Annotated in this window: 21 protein-coding genes; 17 read left to right on the top strand and 4 right to left on the bottom strand. The window is 42.2% G+C overall.

Annotation, left to right across the window (positions count from 1 at the left end; genetic code table 11):
• Positions 1 to 87 precede the first annotated feature (87 nt).
• The 4 genes from VK179_09645 to VK179_09630 are packed head-to-tail and all read right to left on the bottom strand — an operon-like array spanning position 88 to position 6596.
• Positions 88 to 1335 carry a hybrid sensor histidine kinase/response regulator gene (locus VK179_09645; protein HLO58993.1) on the bottom strand — a complete coding sequence of 416 codons (1248 nt, stop codon included), beginning with the start codon at positions 1333 to 1335 and terminating at the stop codon, positions 88 to 90.
• 3 nt (positions 1336 to 1338) lie between these two features.
• The gene (locus VK179_09640; protein ID HLO58992.1) at positions 1339 to 1785 is read right to left on the bottom strand and encodes a response regulator; all 447 of its coding nucleotides are present in this window, start codon (positions 1783 to 1785) and stop codon (positions 1339 to 1341) included.
• A gap of 1 nt (position 1786) precedes the next feature.
• Positions 1787 to 5941 carry a PAS domain S-box protein gene (locus tag VK179_09635; GenBank protein ID HLO58991.1) on the bottom strand — a complete coding sequence of 1385 codons (4155 nt, stop codon included), beginning with the start codon at positions 5939 to 5941 and terminating at the stop codon, positions 1787 to 1789.
• A complete protein-coding gene (locus VK179_09630) occupies positions 5913 to 6596 on the bottom strand; it encodes a response regulator transcription factor (GenBank protein HLO58990.1) in 684 nt (227 codons plus the stop codon). The genes VK179_09635 and VK179_09630 overlap by 29 nt, the downstream gene beginning before the upstream one ends.
• A 195-nt stretch (positions 6597 to 6791) precedes the next feature.
• Between VK179_09630 and VK179_09625 the strand changes: the two genes are divergently transcribed.
• The 17 genes from VK179_09625 (at position 6792) to VK179_09545 (ending at position 23073) form a co-directional block, all read left to right on the top strand.
• Complete coding sequence (locus VK179_09625; GenBank protein ID HLO58989.1) at positions 6792 to 7295, top strand: RNA polymerase sigma factor; 504 nt, start codon at positions 6792 to 6794, stop codon at positions 7293 to 7295.
• 27 nt (positions 7296 to 7322) lie between these two features.
• Positions 7323 to 7937, top strand: coding sequence for a superoxide dismutase (locus tag VK179_09620; GenBank protein HLO58988.1), 615 nt, complete (start codon positions 7323 to 7325; stop codon positions 7935 to 7937).
• A 71-nt stretch (positions 7938 to 8008) separates the two neighbouring features.
• On the top strand, positions 8009 to 9388 hold the full coding sequence (locus VK179_09615; protein ID HLO58987.1) for an ATP-binding protein: 1380 nt from the start codon (positions 8009 to 8011) through the stop codon (positions 9386 to 9388).
• A 46-nt stretch (positions 9389 to 9434) separates the two neighbouring features.
• Positions 9435 to 9797 (top strand): response regulator, encoded by a 363-nt coding sequence (locus VK179_09610; protein HLO58986.1) that lies wholly within the window; start codon positions 9435 to 9437, stop codon positions 9795 to 9797.
• Between the two features lie 66 nt (positions 9798 to 9863).
• Positions 9864 to 11258 carry a sigma-54 dependent transcriptional regulator gene (locus VK179_09605; protein HLO58985.1) on the top strand — a complete coding sequence of 465 codons (1395 nt, stop codon included), beginning with the start codon at positions 9864 to 9866 and terminating at the stop codon, positions 11256 to 11258.
• Positions 11259 to 11398: 140 nt separating this feature from the next.
• The gene (locus tag VK179_09600; GenBank protein ID HLO58984.1) at positions 11399 to 12619 is read left to right on the top strand and encodes a DUF748 domain-containing protein; all 1221 of its coding nucleotides are present in this window, start codon (positions 11399 to 11401) and stop codon (positions 12617 to 12619) included.
• Between the two features lie 193 nt (positions 12620 to 12812).
• Positions 12813 to 13982 carry a UDP-galactopyranose mutase gene (gene glf / locus VK179_09595; protein HLO58983.1) on the top strand — a complete coding sequence of 390 codons (1170 nt, stop codon included), beginning with the start codon at positions 12813 to 12815 and terminating at the stop codon, positions 13980 to 13982.
• A gap of 156 nt (positions 13983 to 14138) precedes the next feature.
• Positions 14139 to 15425, top strand: coding sequence for a glycosyltransferase family 1 protein (locus tag VK179_09590; GenBank protein HLO58982.1), 1287 nt, complete (start codon positions 14139 to 14141; stop codon positions 15423 to 15425).
• A gap of 15 nt (positions 15426 to 15440) precedes the next feature.
• Positions 15441 to 17612: a sugar nucleotide-binding protein gene (locus tag VK179_09585; GenBank protein ID HLO58981.1), complete on the top strand. Its 2172-nt coding sequence runs from the start codon at positions 15441 to 15443 to the stop codon at positions 17610 to 17612.
• A gap of 38 nt (positions 17613 to 17650) precedes the next feature.
• Positions 17651 to 18847: a family 1 glycosylhydrolase gene (locus VK179_09580; GenBank protein ID HLO58980.1), complete on the top strand. Its 1197-nt coding sequence runs from the start codon at positions 17651 to 17653 to the stop codon at positions 18845 to 18847.
• 10 nt (positions 18848 to 18857) lie between these two features.
• Positions 18858 to 19952 carry a hypothetical protein gene (locus tag VK179_09575; GenBank protein ID HLO58979.1) on the top strand — a complete coding sequence of 365 codons (1095 nt, stop codon included), beginning with the start codon at positions 18858 to 18860 and terminating at the stop codon, positions 19950 to 19952.
• A 3-nt stretch (positions 19953 to 19955) separates the two neighbouring features.
• Positions 19956 to 20732 carry a Ku protein gene (locus tag VK179_09570; GenBank protein HLO58978.1) on the top strand — a complete coding sequence of 259 codons (777 nt, stop codon included), beginning with the start codon at positions 19956 to 19958 and terminating at the stop codon, positions 20730 to 20732.
• Between the two features lie 138 nt (positions 20733 to 20870).
• The gene (locus VK179_09565) at positions 20871 to 21395 is read left to right on the top strand and encodes a ferritin-like domain-containing protein (protein ID HLO58977.1); all 525 of its coding nucleotides are present in this window, start codon (positions 20871 to 20873) and stop codon (positions 21393 to 21395) included.
• Between the two features lie 24 nt (positions 21396 to 21419).
• Positions 21420 to 21614, top strand: coding sequence for a CsbD family protein (locus VK179_09560; GenBank protein HLO58976.1), 195 nt, complete (start codon positions 21420 to 21422; stop codon positions 21612 to 21614).
• A gap of 84 nt (positions 21615 to 21698) precedes the next feature.
• Positions 21699 to 22133: a hypothetical protein gene (locus VK179_09555; GenBank protein ID HLO58975.1), complete on the top strand. Its 435-nt coding sequence runs from the start codon at positions 21699 to 21701 to the stop codon at positions 22131 to 22133.
• 88 nt (positions 22134 to 22221) lie between these two features.
• Entirely contained in the window at positions 22222 to 22881 is a 660-nt protein-coding gene (locus VK179_09550) for a porin family protein (GenBank protein HLO58974.1), read from the top strand.
• A gap of 30 nt (positions 22882 to 22911) precedes the next feature.
• On the top strand, positions 22912 to 23073 hold the full coding sequence (locus VK179_09545; GenBank protein HLO58973.1) for a lmo0937 family membrane protein: 162 nt from the start codon (positions 22912 to 22914) through the stop codon (positions 23071 to 23073).
• Positions 23074 to 23214: the final 141 nt, after the last annotated feature.

Genomic DNA, 23214 nt, shown 5'->3' with positions numbered 1-23214 from the left:
AGGTATGTGCTAAGGGTAGGAAAAAACAATGTATATGAATATACCAAAAGGAAAGTTAATACATACAGGAGGTAATAAGGCATCAGTTCATGTTTTAGCCAATGTAAACCTGAAATCGCTGCCTTTGTTTTCCTCGCTGGTGACCCATATCTTACCGCCCTGTTTTTCAACGAACTCTTTACAGAGCTTCAGCCCAAGTCCGGTTCCCTGTTCATTTTCCGTTCCAGGCATAGAGAACTTGGTATCAATCCGGAACAATTTATCAATTTTATCGGCAGGAATACCTATTCCATTGTCCCTGACGGAAACTACCATAAATTCATCATCCGGAAACGCGCTTATTCTTATTTTGCCCGACCGGTATGAAAACTTGAGTGCATTGCTGATCAGGTTCCGGACAATGGTATTCACCATATTTTTATCAGCATAAATGGCTGTATCGGGATTTACCTCAGAAATCACATCAATGTCTTTATTGGAAGAAAAAAGCTCGAGGTTCAGGATATTTTCGTCAATGATGGCTTTAAGATTCAGATTTTCCGGGTTAATTTTGAGCAAACCGGTTTGTGATCTCGACCAGTCGAGCAGGTTTTGCAGAATGGCATACCCGCTCTTTGCCGAGTCGTTCAGGATCACTGCCAGTTTTTTAATACCAGCCCGGTCCAGCAACTCAATATTCTGGAATAACAATTCGGTAGACCCCAGTAGGCTTGTAAAAGGGTTTTTAAGGTCATGGGCTACAATATTAAAAAACTTGTCTTTTGTGGCATTCAGCTCAATTAGCTGAGTCTCGCTTTTACGTAGCTCCTCTTCGATTTTAATACGTTCCGAAAGTTCTTTCTGAAGCTTGTGATTCAGCAGTTCCAACTCGGTAGTTCTTTCTCTTACCTTTATTTCGAGTCCGGCATTCAGTTGTCGGTACCTGTCTTCACTGTTGTGCAGAAGCTCGCCGATCTTCTTCCTTTCGATGCTGTATTTGATACTCCTTGAAACCATGTCGGCATTCATCCTGTTCTTGATCAGGTAATCCTGGGCACCTTCTCTTAATGCCTGGAGTGCTGTTTCACCGTCATCCCAGCCTGTCATTATGATGAGCGCCGTATTTACGAAACACTCCTTTATTCGTTTGAGTGTATCAATCCCGTTGCTGTCAGGTAACCCGAGATCAAGCAGTATAAGGTCAAAGATTGAGCTACTGTGCTGACTTATGGTTTCTTTTACCGATGAAGAATGAGTAAGCTTGAAGCTGATATCCGATTCCCTGAGTAACTCTTTGAATAGGGCAACATCACCCCTGTTGTCTTCAACCAGTAATATATTTAGAGGGGCTTCCACCGGTTACTTTTTAGGCGGAAGTTTAACGATGGTAAACCAGAAATTTTCAATCGATCTTACCACCCTTGAAAACTGGGCAAGGTCAATGGGTTTGGTTACATAACAGTTGGCGTGAAGATTATATGATTTCAGGATATCCTCATCAGCCTGTGATATAGTCATGACTACAACAGGAATATGCTTCAACCTTTCGTCAGCCTTAATCTCTGCCAGTACTTCCCTTCCGTCTTTCCGGGGAAGGTTCAGATCGAGAATGATCAGATCAGGCAGCGACCTGCCTTCAAAATTTCCCCTTGCATTGAGAAAATCCATGGCTTCAATACCGTCACTCACAAAATGAAGGGAATTAAAAATCCGGTTTTCAAAAAAGACCTCTTTAATCAGCCTGGCATCGCCTTTATTATCCTCAACGATCAGGATATCGATTGTATTCAGTACACTGTCCTCCATACTAATTCTTTTTTATTGTAAACTTAAATGTTGTTCCATGTCCGTTTGATGATGCCACCCATATTTTTCCGCCATGCCGTTCCACAATCCGCTGGCATATGGCAAGCCCGATACCGGTGCCGCCGTATTGGTCGCGCAGGTGCAACCGCTGAAAAATCTGGAAAATCCGATCGTAATATTGTGGCTCTATACCAATGCCATTGTCGGTTACGGAGAATTCGAAATAGTTCTGTTCCTCGGAGCAGCCTATTTTTATTTCGGGTTTTTTTTCAGCGAATTTCATTCCGTTTTCCACCAGGTTCTGAAATAACTGGATCATCTGGTTTTCATCGGCAAAAACAACAGGGAGACGTTCACTCGTTATCTGGGCGTTTTTCTCTTTAATTTTCACTGATAACAGCTTCATGGTTTCACTTACCACGGTATTCATATTCACCCAATCAAGTTCTTTTGCCCTTGTCTTTACACGGGAGTATTGTAACAGGTCATTAATCAGGCGTTGCATACGTTGTGCCCCGTCAACGGCAAAATCAATGAATTCCATGGCTTCATGGTCGAGTTTGTCTTTATATCGTGAGGCAAGTAACTGGGTGAAACTCGAAACCATGCGTAGCGGTTCCTGTAAGTCGTGCGAAGCTACATAAGCAAACTGCTCAAGCTCTTTATTTGACCTCAGAAGATCCTCATTCAGGTTTAAAAGCGTTTTATCCGTTGTTTTTTGCATTGAGGTGATATCAATAAGCACCCCACTCATTTTGAAAGCTCTACCCTGCTCATCCTTATCCACATGACCTTTCGCTTCAAAGTAGCTGTATTCACCATTTTTCCTGATCCTGAAAATGGTATCCAGGGTTGTATGTTCATCAGTTGCTTTCTTTACTGCTTTCTGAAAATGAGAAATATCTTCCTCGTAAATGTATCTCTCAAAATGCTCATAGGTAGCTTTCACGGCGGCCTTTTCACCGCAAATCATCTGTCCTATGCGGTCATCCCATTCGAATTCATTTGTATTGATCTGCCATGACCATATCCCGATATTCGCGTTTTCAAGGGCCAGGTCAAGCTTGTCCATCGCATGCCTCAGTTCTTTTTCAGCCGTTATACGGTCGGTTACATCATTACCCTGGGCAATGGTTGACAACACGGTTTTATTATCGGTATCATAAATATTGGCTGAATTCCAGAGTACCTGTTTAATGCGGTGATCTTTTGTAAGAACGGGCAATTCAATGGTCTCCCAATTCTGGGTAAGTGCCTGTTTGATTTTGCGGTTTGATTCCGACGCTGAGTCCGGTGAAAACAACAGATCAAGTTTCTTACCCAGCACTTCTTCAGCGGTGTAACCTGTCAAATGCTCGAAGGCATGGTTGAACACCTGTATTTCGGTATCTTTATTCCATACAATAATAGGCGCATTAGCATAATTGATCAGTTTCTCCAGGTAATCTTTTGTACTTTTCAGTTCCTTTTCTGCAATCACCCTCTGGGTAATATTTTCGAAGATGCAGGCGAATACGCCTTTTCTCACCCGGAATGCGCTTACCCTGAACCATGCATCCAAAGCGGCAGCGTAATTCTCAAAATCCTCGCTGACGCCATCCAGAGCGACATGGCTATATTTTTCAAGCCAGAATTTTTCAAGATCCGGAAGCACTTCGTATATGTTCCTGCCAATGATATCGGTTCCGATGAGTCCTGTTTGTTTTTCAAAAGCCGGATTTACGGATATAAAATTCCATCCGTATGGTTCACCGTGCCCATCTACCAGGATTTCACCGATAGCAAATCCTTCAATCATGCTTTCGAACAACAGCCTGAATTTTTCTTCACTTTCCTTTATGGCGGCATTGGCCTTCCTTTCGGCCTCCATTAACCGGAAACGAATGATTCCGTTAGCCAGGTCGTCAGCCAGGTTTGAAAGCATTTTGATATCATCGTCTCCGAATGAATCGGGTTCCCTGGAGTAGATAGTCAGTGCACCGAAAGGTCTGCCTTCAGATATCAACGGAAGTACAACCGAAGAGGCATATCCTCTTTTAACCGCTTCATCACGCCAGGGTGCAAAGAACGGATCGGTGAGCATATTCTGGCATACGGCAGGCTTGCCCGTACGGATAGCGGTTCCTGTCGGTCCCCTGCCCCTTTCCGTATCTGCCCAGGTAATATGCATCTGTTCGATATAGTTCTTGTCAAGCCCATGGAAAGCAACGGGCTCTACACTCTTAGCCTCATCATCCCTCATATACCCGATCCAGACAAGCATGTAACCGCAGTCTTCGGTAATGATCCTGCATACATCCCTGAGCAGGTCATTTTCAGTATTGCTATGCACAATCAGCTGGCTGCTTTTTCCAAGCGCATTCAATGTACGGTTCAGCCGAACGAGTTCCTGCTGCTGCTTTTTTCTTTCGTCAATGTTAATGGTTGCACTCAGGTAGGAGGGTTCACCTTCAAACGTGATTTTTTTTACGGAAGTCATGACCCAGAAAGCGGTGTCATCTTTCCTTTTTACTTTAAGCTCGATATTTTCAATAAACCCTTGTTTGGCAAGAAGGGCCACAACTTCATTTCTTTCATCAGGATAGAAATACATATCAATGGCCTTTTTGCCGATCATATCTTTCTTAGAATAACCGTACGCACTGGTATAGGCATCATTGGCAAAACGAATGGTGGAATCGCTAATCCGGGTAATCGATATCAACACAGGTAACGATTCGGCTATGGTTCTGAAACGGTCTTCGCTTTCGCGCAAATCCTGTTCGTTGATGATCCTGCCCATGGCAATAGCTACCTGGTCGGTTACAATTCGCATCAGGGAAAGATCATCCTCCGAAAATGAATCCCTGCTCCGGGTTCCGAATGACAGTGTCCCGATAACCCGGTCATGCGATTTCAGCGGATGGCAGGCATAGGCCCTGATGCCAAAACTCCGCACCAGGTTGGCGCGTTCATCTCCGTTTTGCTGAACCGATTTGGACACAATCGGGTTTCCCGTGGCTGCCACACAACCACAAATGGCACTTCCATATTGAAGCCATTCAATAGAACTGGCAATACTTTGATCAACTCCTGAAAACGCGTTCAAATGAAGACGATCAGAACCTTTTTGTGCCAGGTAATTGAAAAAGACATGGCAATCAATGAACTGCATTACATTGGTACAAAGGTCATTGACTACTTGCTGCGGATTTTCAGCGGCCAGTAACCGGCTGGCCACATCCGAAAGCAGCGCCAGCCGCTCGTTTGACCGGATTGCTGATTTTTCGGATTGCATTCGCTTATGATCCAATGAATTTATTGAACGGAGCGCAAGCCATATAAGAATCAGGAAACAGCTTGTATAGGTAAGCGCAACGATCACAACACCAACCTCATCTGTAAACCATCCGCCGCGCTCGCCAAGAATAGTAAGCCATCCAATGATCATCGGAAGAATAAGTAGTGGTATCAGAAGTTGCCTGGCAATTACACCTCCTGAATAGCCGTTGACGAAAACCCTGATGAGCCAGCTTCGTGGTTCAATGGTGAAAATGAGGATGCAGAGCGATACGAGAGATATGCTGGTATCTACGGAAACCGGCAGTATATCAAAAAAAGAAGGATTAACCTTAAGCAAAAAGCCAATGATGAAATAGTATCCGATCAGTGAAACCACTATATTCAGGAGATGGGCTACCCCTGACCGGCCTGTATTAAGAAAAAACAGTACGATTCCTGTTATAAAGAAAGCTATGGCTGTCACAAGGGCCATTCGGTTTCCAACAGCAAAAAACAAGGTGAATCCGGGCAGTGATGTAAATGAAGGTTCGTCTGCGTTAAAAAGTAACCGGGCTTCAGCATAAAGCGTTATCAATGCCAGCAGTGACAAAACTATTGGCAGTGATACCGAAATGATTTTGCCGGCTTTATTGGCTGTAATTCTGTAAAATATAACAGAGGTTAACGCCAGTAAAAAGCATACCGATGTAAGACGGTGCATCGGGGGAGCATCAAAGAAGCGGCTTAAACTCAGCGATTTGAATAGATCAAGACCGCTGAACAAGAGCACAATAAAAAACGATATCCAGACAGTAATGTAAAGCGTCCTGGGCAGGCCCAGTGTATACCATGAGAAGCGGACCGGCCTATGACTGGGGTTCTTCTGATAGTACATATCCGAAACCTATCTTAGTTTGTATCAGTTTTTGGGAAAAATCTTTATCAATTTTTTTTCTGAGCGAATTAATGTGAACATCAATCACATTGGTTCCGCTGTTGAATGAAACGCCCCAGATTTTCTCGGCAATGTCAATACGGTCGAAAACCTTTCCCTTATTATTCATAAGGAGTTCAAGAATCTTGTATTCCGTGGGTGTGAGTTTTATCTCCCGATCGTTACGTTTTACTTTCCTGGCAACTGAGTCGAGTTCAAGATCGAGCACTTTGATAACGGGACTCACAAATGTCTCCCGGTTACGGCGGCTGAGCGCTTTGATGCGCGCCATCAGTTCACGGAAACTGAAGGGTTTCAGCAGGTAATCGTCAGCTCCGCACTCGAAACCCGTAAGCTTATCCTCCACCGAATCAAGCGATGTAAGCATGATTACAGGCGTATAGATATTATTCTGACGTATATTTTTACAGAGCTGGAAGCCTGAAATGCCGGGAATGACAATATCCAGAATGATTACCTCGTAGCTTTTTGAAAGTGCCAGGCGTTCGCCCATGGGTCCGTCATATGCCGTATCTACGATGTAATTATTGCTCTCCAGACCTATTTTAATAAACGTTGAAATCTTAGGGTCGTCTTCAACAAGTAAGATCCTCATCCTTCCGGATTTTAATAACGCAAGATACTCATATTTTATGAATCCGCATGAAAATTGAAAAAACCCCTACGGAATTTTCACCTGATTCTTAATGTGTTCTTAATCTAACCTTAATTGGGTCTTAAGCCGAAGCCCGTCTAATTGCGGTAGATTTGAATAACGCATATTTATTGTTAAACGAAAATCTAATTTACAATGACATCACGTGAATTTAATGATAGCCTGGTAAAAATGAACGAACACATGGAACGGTTCGCATTTTCACTCACTTTTGATAAGGAAGAAGCCAAAGACCTGATCCAGGAAACGTACCTCAAAGCGTTAACCTACAAAGACAAGTTTGTTGATTATACCAACCTGAAAGCGTGGGTTTTCACCATTATGAAGAACATTTTCATTAATAATTACAGGAAATCAGTTCGCGTGAATACGATAGTGGACAATACCAAAGATCTTCTGTTTCTCAATAATACAAAGGAATCCAGGTACGTGCTTCCCGATTCGGAGTATTCCTACAATGAAATTACTGAAATGATCAACAACCTTGAAAATGAGTTCAAGATCCCTTTTACCATGCACAATGAGGGATATAAATACCAGGAAATAGCTGAAAACCTAAATCTTAAAATAGGAACTGTAAAAAGCAGGATATTCTTTACCCGCAAAAAACTGATAGAATCACTCGTAGATTATCAATAAAAACGGATCTGTATAATCTCAGTGAACATGAAACCGGTACAACTTCCTTACGGGATTGACGTGCTTGAGCCTTATATCTCGCAAAAGAACCTTGATTTGCATTATTCGGGATTCTACAGGGCTTATTTAAAAAACCTGCAGGTCAACGGAGAAGATGGTGCATCCGGCCCGGGAGATCTCATAAAATACAGTTCAGGGCTTATACAGTATAATGCCGTGCAGGCGTGGAATCACCAGTTCTACTTTAGTTCGCTTAAAAAAGGGCCCAACATGCTGCATCCGGGGCAGCTTTTAGCAGCACTGAACGGCAGTTTCGGATCATTCAGGTATTTTAAAGATGCTTTTATAAAATACTCCCTGATTTCAAACAGGCATGGCTGGATCTGGCTTGTTGTCAATCATCATGGTGCTGTTGAAATTATAAAGGAAACCAAAACCAACCATCCCCTTCTTACCGGCATGTTCCCGTTATTTGTTTGTGATTTGTGGGAACATGCCTATATGTTGGATTATGACCATAACATAAGGGCTTATATCGAATCGTTTCTTAAGATAATTAACTGGGACCTGATTGAATACCGTTACTATAATGCAATTATGCAGCTCACCGGTAGCAAAACGTTTATACCACAACTGTTTTAATTTACGATTTCAGATTTACGATTGACGATTAAAAACCGAATCGTCAATCGTAAATCGTAAATAAATTTGCAATGCGATTCTTCTATAAGGAAAAAAAGGTCCGGAACGGATATATCGGTGCTTTCGGACTTCTTATGGTATCGTATTTCCTTGTTTTTCTTACCATGCACCAGATGGACAAAAGGGCGCGCATGGTAAATCACACCAATGAAATCATCAACAACCTCGATATTTTACTTTCATGTATTAAGGATTCCGAAGGCACTTTCAGAGGTATCGCTATTATGGAAGATACCACCCTGCTGGATGCCTACAATTTCCATCTGAACTGCATCGGTTCATCATTCGACCAGGTAGCTTCCCTGATACAAAATGACAGGATACAACTGGCCAAACTGGACAGCATTAAATTCCTTGTGAGTGAAAAAACGAAGCTCCTTAATTTTACAATTGAAGATATCCGGTCAGGTATTATTCCTGAACACAATGTGCTTTATAACCGGGTAATCCGGGGGACCAATATCATGGAAATCATCAGGAACATGATATTCAGGATGCAGACCTATGAAAGTGAAAGGCTGGCCAAACGCACTGTTGAGTTTGAATCGATGACCAAAACCCTGAAAGTTATCCAACTTATCACCTTCATGGTAGCCTTGTTGCTCATCATTTATTCCGTATTGGTATTCAATAATGTCAGCAGGTCAAAGATGCAATACAGAGTTCAGCTCGAAGAAGGAATTGAGCAGCTCAAAGAAGCCAACGAGGATTTGAAGAATCTGCGCAGCATGGAAAAATTTACAGCCAGCGGCCGGATCGCCAGGGCTATAGCGCATGAAGTAAGAAACCCGCTCACCAGTATTTCACTGGCAGCAGACCAGTTGCAATCAAGCTCGCGGTCTTCAGATGAAACCACGCTCATTAACATTATCATGAGGAGCGTAAAACGAATAAACGACCTGATTGTGTCACTTCTGCAATCGACTAAATTTTCACATCTTAACCTGGAACCGCTATCATTAAATACAGTGGTTGATGAAGCACTTGAGTTGGCAAAAGACCGTATTGAACTGAACGGAATTACCGTTGAGAAGAACCTGTCGCCCAATCAATGCACTATAGAAGCAGATAAAGACAAGCTCATCACCGCCGTTCTGAATCTGATCATTAATGCGGTTGAGGCCATGGAACCGGGGAAAGGCATTATTGAAATCACCACCATGCGCAGAAATGAGAAATGCATGGTGTATATTAAAGATAACGGAATGGGCATGAACGAAAGTGCCCTATCACGGATTTTTGAACCTTATTTCACCCAGAAGGAAAATGGCAACGGACTGGGCCTGACGCTAACGCAAAACATTATTCTGAATCATAAAGGCACTATTTCTGTGGAAAGTAAACCTAAAAAAGGCACTACGTTCACCATTGCCCTCAACAACGCAGAATAAAATTTGGACTGATTATTGCGTTGCGTTAACAGTAATTACAATTGCAGTGAAAAAAAGACAAAAAGTACTGATTGTTGATGATGAAGCCGAAATATGTTTCCTGTTACTGAGAATACTCAGAAACAGATCCTACGAGGCTGACTGTGTCAACTCACTGGAGGAAGCAGTTAGTGCCATAAGAACTTCGGAACCTTCTCTTATTTTTCTGGATAACCATCTTCCCGATGGATTGGGAATTCAGTTCGTCAATTACCTGAAAGAGTTCTATCCTCAGATTAAAGTAGTGATTATTACGGGCCAGGAACTGAGTTATGAAGATTGCGAAACCGCGGAAAATCTGCCCGTCATTCTTTTCAAGCCTTTTACAAGCGAAAGCATTTATTCTGTAATTGAAGAAATGGCGCTGTAATTAGGGACTGATGTGCGAACAATTACGTCTGTGCAGTGTTCCCATGATATCGGACAATAATCACGGATGAAGAGAGTACTTATAATTGATGATGACAGGGATATTTGCTTGTTACTGGGTAAATTTCTTGAAAAAAACGGCTATGAAACAGAGACAGCGTTTACGGCCCATTCAGGTATAGCCAGGTTCAGGGAAAAAAATTTTGACATTGTTATCAGCGATTACAGGCTTGGCGACAAAAGCGGTAAAGACGTGCTGCTTGAAATTAAGAAGATAAAGAACGATGCGATTGTTATCATCATTACAGGATATTCCCAGATAAAGACTGCTGTCGACATTATTAAATCAGGTGCATATGATTATATCACCAAACCTCTTATTCCCGATGAGGTCCTGAGCATTCTTACGAATGCAATCAACGCCCAAAACCCGGTAAGCACTAAAACACCCGTTAAACCCTCATCGGTTCAAAAAGGTAGAATTTCAGTCAATAACAATGAATATATTATTGGGCAATCACGCTCCATCCGTGAGGTCTATCACCAGATTGAAATAGTGGCTCCTACTGATTACAGTGTAATCATTTACGGTGAAACAGGAACCGGCAAGGAAGTTATTGCGCGCACCATACATGAAAAAAGCAAACGCCGTAAGTTTCCTTTCGTCGCCATTGATTGTGGCACCATAACGAATGAACTGGCCGGCAGTGCGCTTTTCGGACATGTGAAAGGTGCTTTTACAGGGGCCTTGTTTGATAAGGACGGTTATTTTGAAATGGCCAATTCAGGTACCATTTTCCTGGATGAAATCACCAATCTTTCGTATGAAACACAGGCTGCTTTATTACGTGTAATACAGGAAAGGAAATTCGAAAAGGTTGGCGGAACAAAATCCAACGATCTGGATATACGGATTATAGTTGCCTCAAACGATAGCCTGCAGGAGGCATTTCAGAGCGGTAAGTTCAGGGAAGACCTGTATCACAGGTTTAATGAATTTACAATAAATATCCCGTCACTCAGAAACCGCAGGGAGGACATCCCCCTTTTCGCAGATTTCTTTTTACAGGAAAGTAACAAGGAGATTGGCAAGCAGGTTGAAGGATTTGAACCTGAAGTTATCGAAAGATTTATCCAGTATTCATGGCCGGGAAACCTACGTGAATTCAGAAACATTGTCAGAAGAGCTGTACTCCTGTGCAGTTCAAATATGATTTCAGTTCAGACATTGCCTGCCGAAATTTCAAACCCGGGACTTTATAAAACGGAAGCCTCCGTTCAGCAGCCCATTTCAACCATGAGAAAAGATCTTAAAGACGTTTCAACAAAAGCTGAATTTGAAACCATTATGAACGTTCTGAGAGAAGTAAATTTTAACAAAAGCAAAGCGGCCGAAATTCTGAATATTGATCGCAAAACCTTATATAATAAGATAAAGAACTACGAAAAGTCCACTTCGTAGTTTGTGTAAAATACGCCACACCGGTTCTTCTTTTTGTGGTATTCTGTACACATTTCATTTCCTGAGCTTTTTGTGAATGGTCTGGTTTGGCCTGAAATGCATAATTGGCATGATTTTATGCGCATTCCGGAAAAATTCTGATGGAAAACCGTTATGATCATAAAGACAGCACATTCAGGCCAAAGAGGAAAAAGCGCAAAACATGGCTCATTGTTCTGCTGTCTGTAGTTCTCCTGTTTGTCATTATAGGCATGCTGTTACCTGTTTTTGTGCTGAAATACGCTAACAGGCAGCTTCATGACTTAAGAGAATACACGGGGAATATAAAAGATATTGAACTCCATGTGATCCGCGGCACATACGCTGTGGATAATTTTGTAATGCATAAGAAAGATGAAAACGGGAAAAAGGATTCAATTCCCGTGGTTATGGTTCCGCGGATGGATCTTACACTTGACTGGCCTTCTCTGATGAAAGGGAAACTGGCAGCAAAGATTATTGTTACCGAACCAGTCGTAAACTTCACATACGAAATACAGAAAGATAAAGAAATCAAGCAGGATACAATGGACTTCAAGGAATTGCTTGATAAACTGGTGCCATTCTCTATAAACCGCTTCGAGATCCGTGACGGCCAGTTGCATTATATTGATGAAAGTAAAAAGCCTGAAATCAAAGTTTCAATGCAGAATTTCAATGTTACTGCAACCAACCTGAGCAATATTGAAAATGAGGATAAAGCACTACCGGCACATGTTTGGGCAGGAGCAAATATGTACGAAGGAAACTTTAACCTGGATGTCGATTTGAATCCCCTGAAGAAAGAACCAACATTCGATATGAAAACCGAAGTTAAGAATGTGGATCTTACCAAATTCAATGAGATGTTCAGGCAGTACGGCAACTTTATGGTGAAAAAAGGGACTTTTAACCTGTATGGTGAATTTGCCGGAAAGGAAGGAAAGTTCGGCGGTTATGTGAAACCCTTCATCAAAGATTTTGAAGTAAAGAAAGATAAAGAGGATAAGGACCTCGGCCAGCGGCTTTGGGAGATATTGGTGGGTACTTCAATGAAAATACTTGAAAATCCTAAAACCGATAAGGTGGCTACCAAAATACCCGTTAACGGTGAATTCAAGAAAGCTGACGCCAATATTTACGATGCTATTCATTATGTTCTGAGGAATGCATTTGTCCAGGCCCTTCGTCCAACTATTGAGAACTCAATTAACATAAACCACCTGGATGCCGAAGGCAAGAAAACATTCCTTGAAAAAGTCTTCGGCGGCAAAGACGACAAGAAGAAGGAAGAGAAGAAAGAGGAGAAGAAGGAAGAGAAGAAGGAAGAGAAGAAGAAGTGATGCCGGATGCCTTCGGTCCCATGGGTCCCATAGGTCGTATGGGTCCCACAATCTCTTAGGCCTAAAAACCTTATTACTTAAATGCTGATATCAACATCGAACACCGAACACCGATTTAAGATTTAAGAAGTTTAAAAAGGCCTGGAGGCCTTGAACCAAAAGGGTTACAGGATTGTTAATAAATAAAACAGTTATGGATATTAAGGGAGTTAAGTATGTTATTGTGGGAAGCGGTTTCTTTGGATCAGTCCTGGCAGAAAGAATAGCAAACGGACTTAAGGAAAAAGTGCTGATCATTGAAAAACGAAATCACACAGGCGGAAATTGTTATTCAGCCGAGGACAAGGAAACCGGTATTCACTATCATCTTTATGGCACACATATATTTCACACCTCAAATGAACGTGTATGGAAATACATCAACCAGTTTACAGAATTCAACAATTACTATCACCAGGTTCTGACTACCTACAGGGGCAAAACTTACCAGATGCCCATTAACCTTGAAACGATTAATAGTTTCTACGGGTTGAACTTGCGGCCGTTTGAAGTGGACGACTTTCTTTCTAAGGAAATAAAGCGCGAACGTATCGGCCAGCCGCGGAATTTTGAAGAGAAAGCGGTATCCATGATCGGTAGACCTTTGTATGAGGCATTCATAAAAGGTTATACGGTTAAGCAATGGCAGAAAGACCCTAAGGATATGCCGGAGAGTATTCTGAAAAGACTTCCTTTCAGAAAGAACTATAACGAAAGTTATTATTACAGTCGTTGGCAGGGCATACCGCTGAACGGCTACGGTGCTATTTTTGAAAAACTCTTAAAATCAAAGAATATTGAAGTAAAACTCAACCTTGATTATTTTAAAATAAAAGATTCAATTGATCCTGATGTTAAACTCATTTACAGTGGTCCGATCGATCAGTTCTTTAATTATAAATACGGACGGCTGGAATACAGGACACTTAAATTTGAACGGGAAGTGAAGCCCTATGAGGATTACCAGGGAACATCGGTAATGAATTATGCCGACCTTGAAACACCTTATACACGAATTCATGAACCAAGGCATCTTCATCCCGAAAGGACCGATTACCCGACGGATAAGACACTGATCATCAAGGAATATTCAAAACTTGATGACGGAACCAATCCATACTATCCCATCAATGATGAAAGGAATCAGAATCTGATCCTTAAATACCGCGAAGAAACAAGCCGTTTAAAAAATGTAATTATAAGCGGAAGACTCGGTGAGTATAAATACTTCGACATGCATGATACAATTAATTATGCACTGAACATGTATGATCAGCTTGAAGCCGAAGCAACCCGCGGATATATTAAGACGGATGCCGCATGATGGTGTCACCGTCGAAGGGTAATCGGAATTCGGTATTCGGTATTCGGTATTCGGTATTCGGTATTCGGTATTCGGTTCACCAGTCACCAGTCACCAGTCACTAATCACTAATCACTAATCACTAATCACTAATCACTAATCACTAATAACAGTTTTATGAAATATACCAAAAACAATAATGGCCGAACACTGCAGAAAAAAGGCAGTGAAATCGTGCTGAATCCGATCAACAACCTGGTCCCCAATAAAATCCGGGATCTTATCTGCTTCTCTCATCTTCGCTGGGACTTTGTTTTCCAGAGGCCACAGCATTTACTTACAAGGTGGTCAAAAGATATCAGAGTGTTTTATTTTGAAGAACCTGTTTTTTCAAATGAGGATAATTTCCTTGAAATTAAAACGAACACGGAATTTAAAAATATATATGTTCTTACTCCGCATCTCAGATCAGGATATAATGAAGTACAGGTTTCCGGAATCCTTAAGGATTTCGTGGATTCATTCATACGGCTCAACCAGGTGGAGGATTACCTGCTCTGGTACCTGACACCCATGTCTTTGCCTTTCAGCAGGCATCTTAAGCCTCTTATGGTAGTATATGATTGCATGGACGAGCTCTCGTGTTTCAAAGGCGCTCACCCTCGCATGCTTCAGTATGAAAGCATGCTGATGGGCATGGCCGATGTGGTTTTTACGGGGGGGCACAGTTTATATGAATATAAAAAAACGAAACATTTCAATATTTATCCTTTCCCCAGCAGCATTGATAAGGCGCATTTCGAAACCGGAAATAAATGCGACGATCCTGCAGACCAGGCGGGTATTCCTCATCCCAGGGCCGGATTTTATGGAGTGATTGATGAAAGAATGGATATTGAACTTATCAGGGAATTATCCGAAAAAATGCCCGATTTTCATTTCATCATGATCGGACCGGTCGTAAAAATTGATCCCCGCGACTTGCCTGATAATCCGAATATACACTATCTCGGACCAAAAAGATATTCCGAACTGCCTTCATACCTGGCATACTGGGATGTTGCCCTCATGCCGTTTGCCAAAAATGAAAGCACCCGGTTTATCAGTCCGACCAAAACGCCCGAATACCTTTGCGCTTATAAACCCGTAATTTCCACATCCATCAATGATGTAGTCAATCCATACGGAAAAAACGGATTGGTTCATATTGCCGACACTGCCGACGAATTCGTTTCGGCAATCAACAGGGCAATGATTCAAAAAAACAATAAAAACTGGCGCTCCAGAGTCAGAGAATTCCTGAGTGGCAATTCATGGGATAATACTTTTTCAGGAATGAAGAAGATCATCCAGGAAACGCTTGAACGAAAAGAAACCCTCCATAACAGATCACACAAATTAGTTTCAGGCAGTCTGCCTGTCGATGACACAGTCAGCCAGGAACTTAAAATAAGAATTCGTTAACTAAATGATTACGTTTTGGAGTCGTCGGAAAATAATAATCGCCCCGAAATTTGGGGCGGTGTGGAATGTACTGTTGTACGGATAAACGATCAGGTTCATGATCAGATTGAATTTTCAGGACATGAGAAACGTTTGGATGATTTCCGGCTTTTTGCCGATTTGGGAATCAGGACGATACGTTATCCTCTGCTATGGGAAAAATACGCGAATGATAAGGAAGGCTTTCTCAGGCTGCATGATCAAAGGCTGAACCGTTTATCGCAATTAAACATTGATCCGGTGGCAGGCCTGGTTCATCATGGCAGCGGGCCTTTTTTTACAAACCTCATGGATCCTGCTTTCCCCGAATTACTTGCGTCCTATGCCGGAGACATTTCGGCACGTTACCCGCATATCCGGTTTTATACGCCGGTGAATGAACCCCTGACAACTGCGCGTTTCTCAGGGCTTTACGGACTGTGGTACCCGCATCTTAAAAACGATTCGGCATTTCTGCAAATACTGGTCAACGAACTGAAAGGTGTTGTCCTTGCCATGAAGGCTGTTCAGCGAAATAATCCCGATGCCCGGTTAATCCAGACAGAGGATTTGTGTAAAGTTCACAGCACTGAACTTCTGAAATATCAGGCCGATTTTGAAAATGAAAGAAGGTGGCTCACCTATGACATGCTTACAGGCCGTTTTAATCGTGATCATCCTTTGTGGCGTTTTGTTACCGGATGCGGTATTGCAGAACAGGACCTTGAATTTTTCATAGAAAACGCGGTTGAACCTGCCGTTTGTGGTTTCAATTATTACCTGAGCAGTGAGCGGTTCCTGGATCACAGGCTTGAGAATTTTCCTGAAGTTTTGCATGGCGGAAACGGCAGGCATGCATATGCCGATGTGGAAGCAGTGAGGGTGCCTGATGTTCAGATTGACCCTGCCGGTTTACTCAGGGAGGCGTGGGAACGGTATAAACTGCCCCTTGCGTTGACCGAAGTACACCTGGCTTGTACCCGCGAAGAACAGATGAGGTGGTTGCATGAGATCTATGGCATTGCCCTTACACTCAAACAGGAAAAAATCGATTTCAGGGCTATTACAACATGGTCATTTCTTGGAAGTTTTGATTGGAATACCCTTTTGCAAAACACAAACAGGCAGTATGAATCGGGAATCTACGATGTGAGATCGGGAGAACCCCGTGCAACAGCCCTTGCCGGTATGGTAAAATCACTGAACTTCAACAGGAGTTTTGCCGGACGACTTATGCAGGTGCCCGGATGGTGGCGAAGAGACATAAGAAAAGTTTACGGAGTTCGCGAAAGATCTTTTAAGCCTGTGGGAAACGATCAGATGGCTCCCCTGCTCATTCTTGGCTCAACCGGCTCTCTGGGCAATGCGTTCACCAGGATATGTCACACAAGGGGACTTGTGCATCGTATGGTCCATCGTCCTGAATTTGAAATAACCTCACAACAGTCGATTGAAAAAATAATAGAACATTTTAAACCCTGGGCTGTGATTAACACCATCGGGTTTTCAAAGATTGATGAAGCCGAAAAGGACCCGATGACCTGCTATAAGATAAATACACTCGGACCGGCCATGCTGGCTAATATTTGTCATAGTTTGGGCATAAAACTGCTGACCTTTTCGTCAGACCAGGTATTCAACGGGAAAAAAAGAAATCCGTACCTCGAAACCGACAAGCCGGCACCGCTGAATATTTTCGGCCAATCAAAAAGAAAGGCGGAGGAGATTATTATGATGGTGAATCCGGATGCTCTCATTATCAGGAGCAGCGCATTTTACAATCCATGGTATGCGGATGACATGCTGATGAAACTCATCCGATCCGGTTCAGAAAAATCGCAGGAAATCTATTTTCCAAGCGACATCATCTTTTCACCCACTTACGTGGCCGATCTTGTCAATACTGCGCTTGATCTGATGATCGACGGCGAATCCGGAATCTGGCACCTGTCAAACGAAGAAGAAATTTCTTTTTACCAGTTTGTGAAGATGGCCTTTGAAATGGCAGGTAAAAACGACCGAAATCTGGTGGGAATACCTACACGCAGATTCGGATATGCCGCAGAAAGGCCGCACTATTCGGTGCTTTCCAACTCAAAAGGCATATCGCTTTCGCCATTATCTGTGGCCCTGGAGAACTATCTTAATGAGTTGATGGTTATACCCTGATGACATTATCTGAAAATAACCATTAAAATGTGCTGAATATGCCCAGGAAATTCATGTTTGCCACCGGCATTGAAAACAGTTATCCGACCATACAGTTGCCTGATGGAACCAGGAAGAGGGTGGATGAAATGGAGAAGTCGAATCATTACAAGTTGTGGAAAACCGATTTTGAATTGACAAAAAGCATGGGGATTAATTTCCTGAGATATGGTCCTCCCTATTTCTCGGTAAATCCGGCTCAAGGACAATATGACTGGTCGTTTACCGATGAAACGTTCAATGCGCTTAAAGAAATGGAAATCACACCTATTGTCGATCTCTGTCACTTTGGTGTACCCGACTGGCTTGGAAATTTTCAGAATCCTGATTTCCCTGTACACTTTATGGAATATGCCATTGAATTTGCAAAACGCTATTCGTGGTGCCGGTTCTATACACCCATCAACGAGATATTTATTGCTGCCATGTTTTCGGCACAGTATGGCTGGTGGAATGAACGCCTTGCCGATGACAGGCATTTTGTAACCGCGCTGAAACATTTGTGCAAAGCGAATATACTGGCCACACAGGCTATATTGAAATTGAGGCCAGATGCTGTTTTTATCCAGAGCGAATCGGCGGAATATTTTCATCCTGAAGATCCGTCATGCAGGGACCTGGCCAAACTTCTGAATGAAAAGCGCTTTCTTTCACTCGACCTGGTTTACGGGTCTCCCATAAGTGTGCCGATGTATGAATACCTCCTTGAAAACGGCATGACAAAAAGTGAATACCAGTGGTTCATGGATAATGCCAGCAAGGTGCGGTGCATTATGGGAAATGATTATTATATAACTAACGAACATCTTGTCAGAGAGGACGGATCAACCATAGCTTCAGGTGAGATTTTCGGCTATCATGTGATAACTCACCAGTATTTCAGAAGATATAACCTTCCGGTAATGCATACCGAAACTAACCTGCTCGATCCCTTGTCGGTTGAATGGTTGAAAAAACAGTGGACCAATGCATACCAGCTCAGGCAGGACGGTGTACCGCTCCTGGGGTTTACCTGGTACAGCCTGATTGACCAGGTTGACTGGGACACCGCACTCAGGGAGGATAAGAACAAAGTGAATCCGCTGGGTCTGTTTGATATAAACCGTCAAATCAGGCCTGTAGGAAAGCAGTATAAAAAAATAATAGAACAATGGATGCCGCTCCTTGAAAAAGAACCATTCGGACTCCAGTTATAAAACCCGCAATATGTTAACCGTAATACCCGAAACTAAACAGCTTCCTCTAAAGAAAATTAAGGAAATCATCAATGATCCTGCAAAAAGTGCCAGGGCTGTGCATTTACGCTATGTGAGCGACAAACAGCCCGGAATCAGCCGCGAAAGAACAGGCGACCAGTTTGTTTACTTTTACAAAGGTGAACAGGTAACCGATGAAGAAATTCTTGCCAGGATAAGAAAACTGGTATTGCCGCCGGCCTGGACCAGTGTATGGATCTGTCCGTATGAAAACGGGCATTTACAGGCTACAGGCATCGATTCAAAAAACAGGAAACAGTACAAGTATCACCAGGCCTGGAACATGGTAAGAAACCAGACGAAATATTACAGGATGATTGATTTCGGGAAAGCGTTGCCCGGGATCAGGAAACGGCTTAAGAAAGATCTTTCTCTTCCCGGTTTTCCTCCTGAAAAAATACTGGCAACAATTGTAAGCCTAATGGAAATCACGCCCATCAGGGTTGGTAATGATTCGTATGAAAAACTTTATGGTTCTTATGGACTTACTACACTCAAAAATAAACACGCCCGGATAAACGGCACGGAACTCAGATTCTCATTTAAGGGAAAGAAAGGCGTAAGTCACAATATAAGCATCAGAAGCAGGAAGCTGGCAAGGATTATCAAAGCGTGCAAAGATCTTCCCGGAAAGGAATTATTCGAATATATCGATCAAAATAATGAAATCAGGAAGATTGACTCCGGTATGGTGAACGATTATATTCGCGACATAAGTGAGGGAGAATTCACAACAAAGGATTTCCGCACATGGTCGGGAACAGTGCAGGCGCTTACGGCATTCCGCGGATATGAGGAAGCGACGTCCAAAACACAAATCAAAAAGAATATTGTAGCTGCTCTTGATAAGGTTTCATTGCATCTTGGCAATACAAGGACCGTATGTAAAAAGTATTATGTTCATCCTTTATTGATAGAGCTTTATGAAACAAACCGGCTTGCCGGGTGTTTTAATAACACCGCTCCGGTGAATCCTGATAGTGATGAAACAGGCCTTACTACCGATGAAAGGGTGTTAATGGAAATATTGAGTTCAACGCAATAAGTTATGAGACCCATTTGGACCGGTTCAATCGGATTCGGACTGGTGAATATTCCGGTCAAAATTTACACTGCAATAGAATCAAAAAAACTCGAGCTTGATATGCTTGACAAAGCGGATCATGCGCATATAAAATACTTGCGTGTAAATGAAAACACAGGCAAAGAAGTAAAATGGGAAAACATTGTAAAGGGATACAAGTGGGAAGATCACTATGTGGTGCTTGAAGACGAAGATTTTGAAGCGGCAAATGCCAAAAAGACAAAGCTGATTGAAATTTCCGACTTTGTGAAAATACAGGAAATTGACCAGATCTTTTATGAGAACGCGTATTACCTTGAACCCGACAAAAGCGGGAAGAAGGCTTATTTATTGCTTAAAGAGGCCCTGTTGAAAACAGGAAAGGTAGGTGTGGCGACATTTGTTATGCGCAACAAGGAAAACCTGGCAGTACTGCGTCCTACCGATAAGATGATATTGCTTCACCGACTACACTTTGCCCAGGAAATAAGAAAGCCCGATGAACTTGATCTGCCTGAAAAATCGGATATCAAAGGCAAAGAGCTTGAAATGGCCGTTACACTCATCAATCAGACGACGGGGGAATTTGATATCGACCAATATAAGGATACCTACGTGGATGAACTGATGAAGATCATTGAAAAGAAAGCAAAAGGAGTTAAGAAAACTGCTCCGAAGTTTAAGGTTGTTCACAGTAAATCACAGGATTTGATGGAGCAGCTCAAGGCAAGTCTTGACATGAAACGGAAAAAAGCATCCTGAGTAAAAAGTTCCCCCCTTTGTGGATTTTTCTCAATCAAAACTTGGGATTTTCAATTCATTACATACTGAAATACTGTTCGTTATAAAAATGGTATGCTTTTTAAACTCACAAATATAAATTAATAAAATAAACAAATTATGGAAGCACAATCAGACATGATGAGGGACTCTTTATTACACGAATTCCTGATTGATGGATTAAAGGACATCTATTGGGCAGAAAACAGGTTATTGAAAGCCATTCCGAAAATGCAAAAGGAAAGCACTACGGTGCAGCTTGAAAAAACACTCGGTGAACATCTTGAAGTAACCAAGGAGCAAATCCAGCGCCTGGAGCAGATTTTTGACAAACTGGGTGTAAGGGCTGCAGGAAAAAAATGTGAAGCCATGAGAGGCCTTATCGACGAAGGCGAAGATATAATGGACGAAACAGAGGAAGGTTCTGTAACAAGGGATGTCGGTATTATTATGGCTGCCCAGAAAATTGAGCATTATGAAATTGCCACATATGGCGGTTTGGCACAGCTCGCAAGAACTATGGGACATGATGATATTGCCGAATTACTTGACCAAACCCTGCAGGAAGAAAAGGAAGCTGACCGGATGCTGACCGAAATTGCAGAAAACGATATTAATTACGAAGCCAGCACGGAGTCAAAATAAGTATTAACTATAAATTTTAAAGTTATGAGCAATAGTAGTAACACAATAGCCAAGGGTAACTGGAATGAAATAAAGGGCAGGTTAAAGCAAAAATATGCCAATCTTACGGAAGATGATCTTCTTTACGTTGAAGGTAAGGAAGATGAACTGATGGGGAGATTGCAAAAAAAGCTTGGTAAATCTGACCGTGAACTCCGGGATATTTTGGGAAAATTATAAATGAAGAATGATAATTGTTGTAGAGACGCACAACCGTGAGACGCACAACCGTGCGTCTCTACAGCAGTATATAAAAATAAAACGATGAAAACACTATTCGTTTCTTTGTGTGCGGCACTGGTATTTTTCAATGCAGGTGCACAGCAGAAAGATCACAAAGTGGTCACCAGCGATAAAACCGATTGGTATAAACTGGGTGAAACAACAGTTAGTTTCAATACCGATCGTGATGAAATCTCTGTTTCAGGAGCCGATAAATTTGGCGCGTTGAAATTCAAAGTTATGGATGTACCCATTCATTTGATGAGTCTTGAAGCCTATTTTGACGATGGCGGAAAACAGGATATCAATGTAAATTTTCCGATCAAGCCACAGGGTGAAAGCCGCGTTATTGAGATTAAAGGCGGTGAACGTGATTTAAAGAAAGTGGTTTTTGTTTATAAAACACTGGCAAACCGGAGTGACCGTGAAGCGCGTGTTGAATTATGGGGACTGAAAACAAACGAAGACAAACACTAAAATCCTGCTATAAAATAAAAAAAGCCGTCTTTCAGGATGGCTTTTTATGTTATTGAATAGAACAAGTTATAATTTAATTGTTAATACTATGAAGACGATATGCGCAAAAATGATGGCGTTGCTGATAGCATCGCTTGCCGTCCTCACGATTCATGCACAGGATAATGATATGGACGTAACAGAAAGTATCAGGAACAAACCTGCATTGGGTCTGAAAGCCGGCGTTAATCTTTCAACAATTTATGATTCCAGGTCCCAGGATCTGAGCAACAGTGCCAAGATAGGTTTTGCAGGAGGACTTTACTTATCTATTCCTATCGGCACCTATATCGGTTTGCAGCCTGAATTGCTTTATTCTCAAAAAGGATTTGTAGGTAAAGGTAACATTGTTGCTACCGATGTGAAGTATACACGCCGGGCAGATTTCCTGGATGTTCCCCTTATGCTGCAAATAAAACCAAGCGAGCACCTGTTCATTGTTGCAGGACCTATGTATTCATTTTTACTTAATAAAAAACTGGTCATTAACTCCGGTAACGTATCAGTCGAACAGCAAACACAACTCAGAGATTACAATATCAGGAAGAATGTGTTTGGGGTGACAGGAGGAATTGACCTGATTGCTTATCCTTTAGTAATATCGGGAAGAGTGGGTTTTGATCTTCAGAATAATAACGGAGATGGTACGTCGAGCGATCCGAGATATAAAAATGCCTGGGTGCAGGCTACCCTGGGATTTGTATTCTAATTTTCCAGTATTTAATTAAAAATCAATGAGATGAGAAACTTACTTTATGTTATTGCTGTTATTCTGATAATCGGATGGGCAATAGGATTTTTCGCATACAGCGCAGGAGCAGTAATTCACATCCTGCTGGTCCTGGCCATCATCGCCATTCTGCTGAGGCTGATCGGGGGTGGCGGAACAACAGCGGTATGAGAGAAAAGGCTATAGGCTGTTGGCTATAGGCTGAAGGTATTGCTCAGCCTATAGCTATATTTTACGATTGACGATTGACGATTTACGATTTACGATTAATTCGATTTACGATTAGAAAACAACTTACAATTGACGATTGAC

This window comes from Bacteroidales bacterium (assembly GCA_035299085.1).
Classification (GTDB): domain Bacteria; phylum Bacteroidota; class Bacteroidia; order Bacteroidales; family UBA10428; genus UBA5072.
Note: the sequence above shows the minus strand (reverse complement) of the source record. Positions and strands in the feature narration are given on the sequence as shown.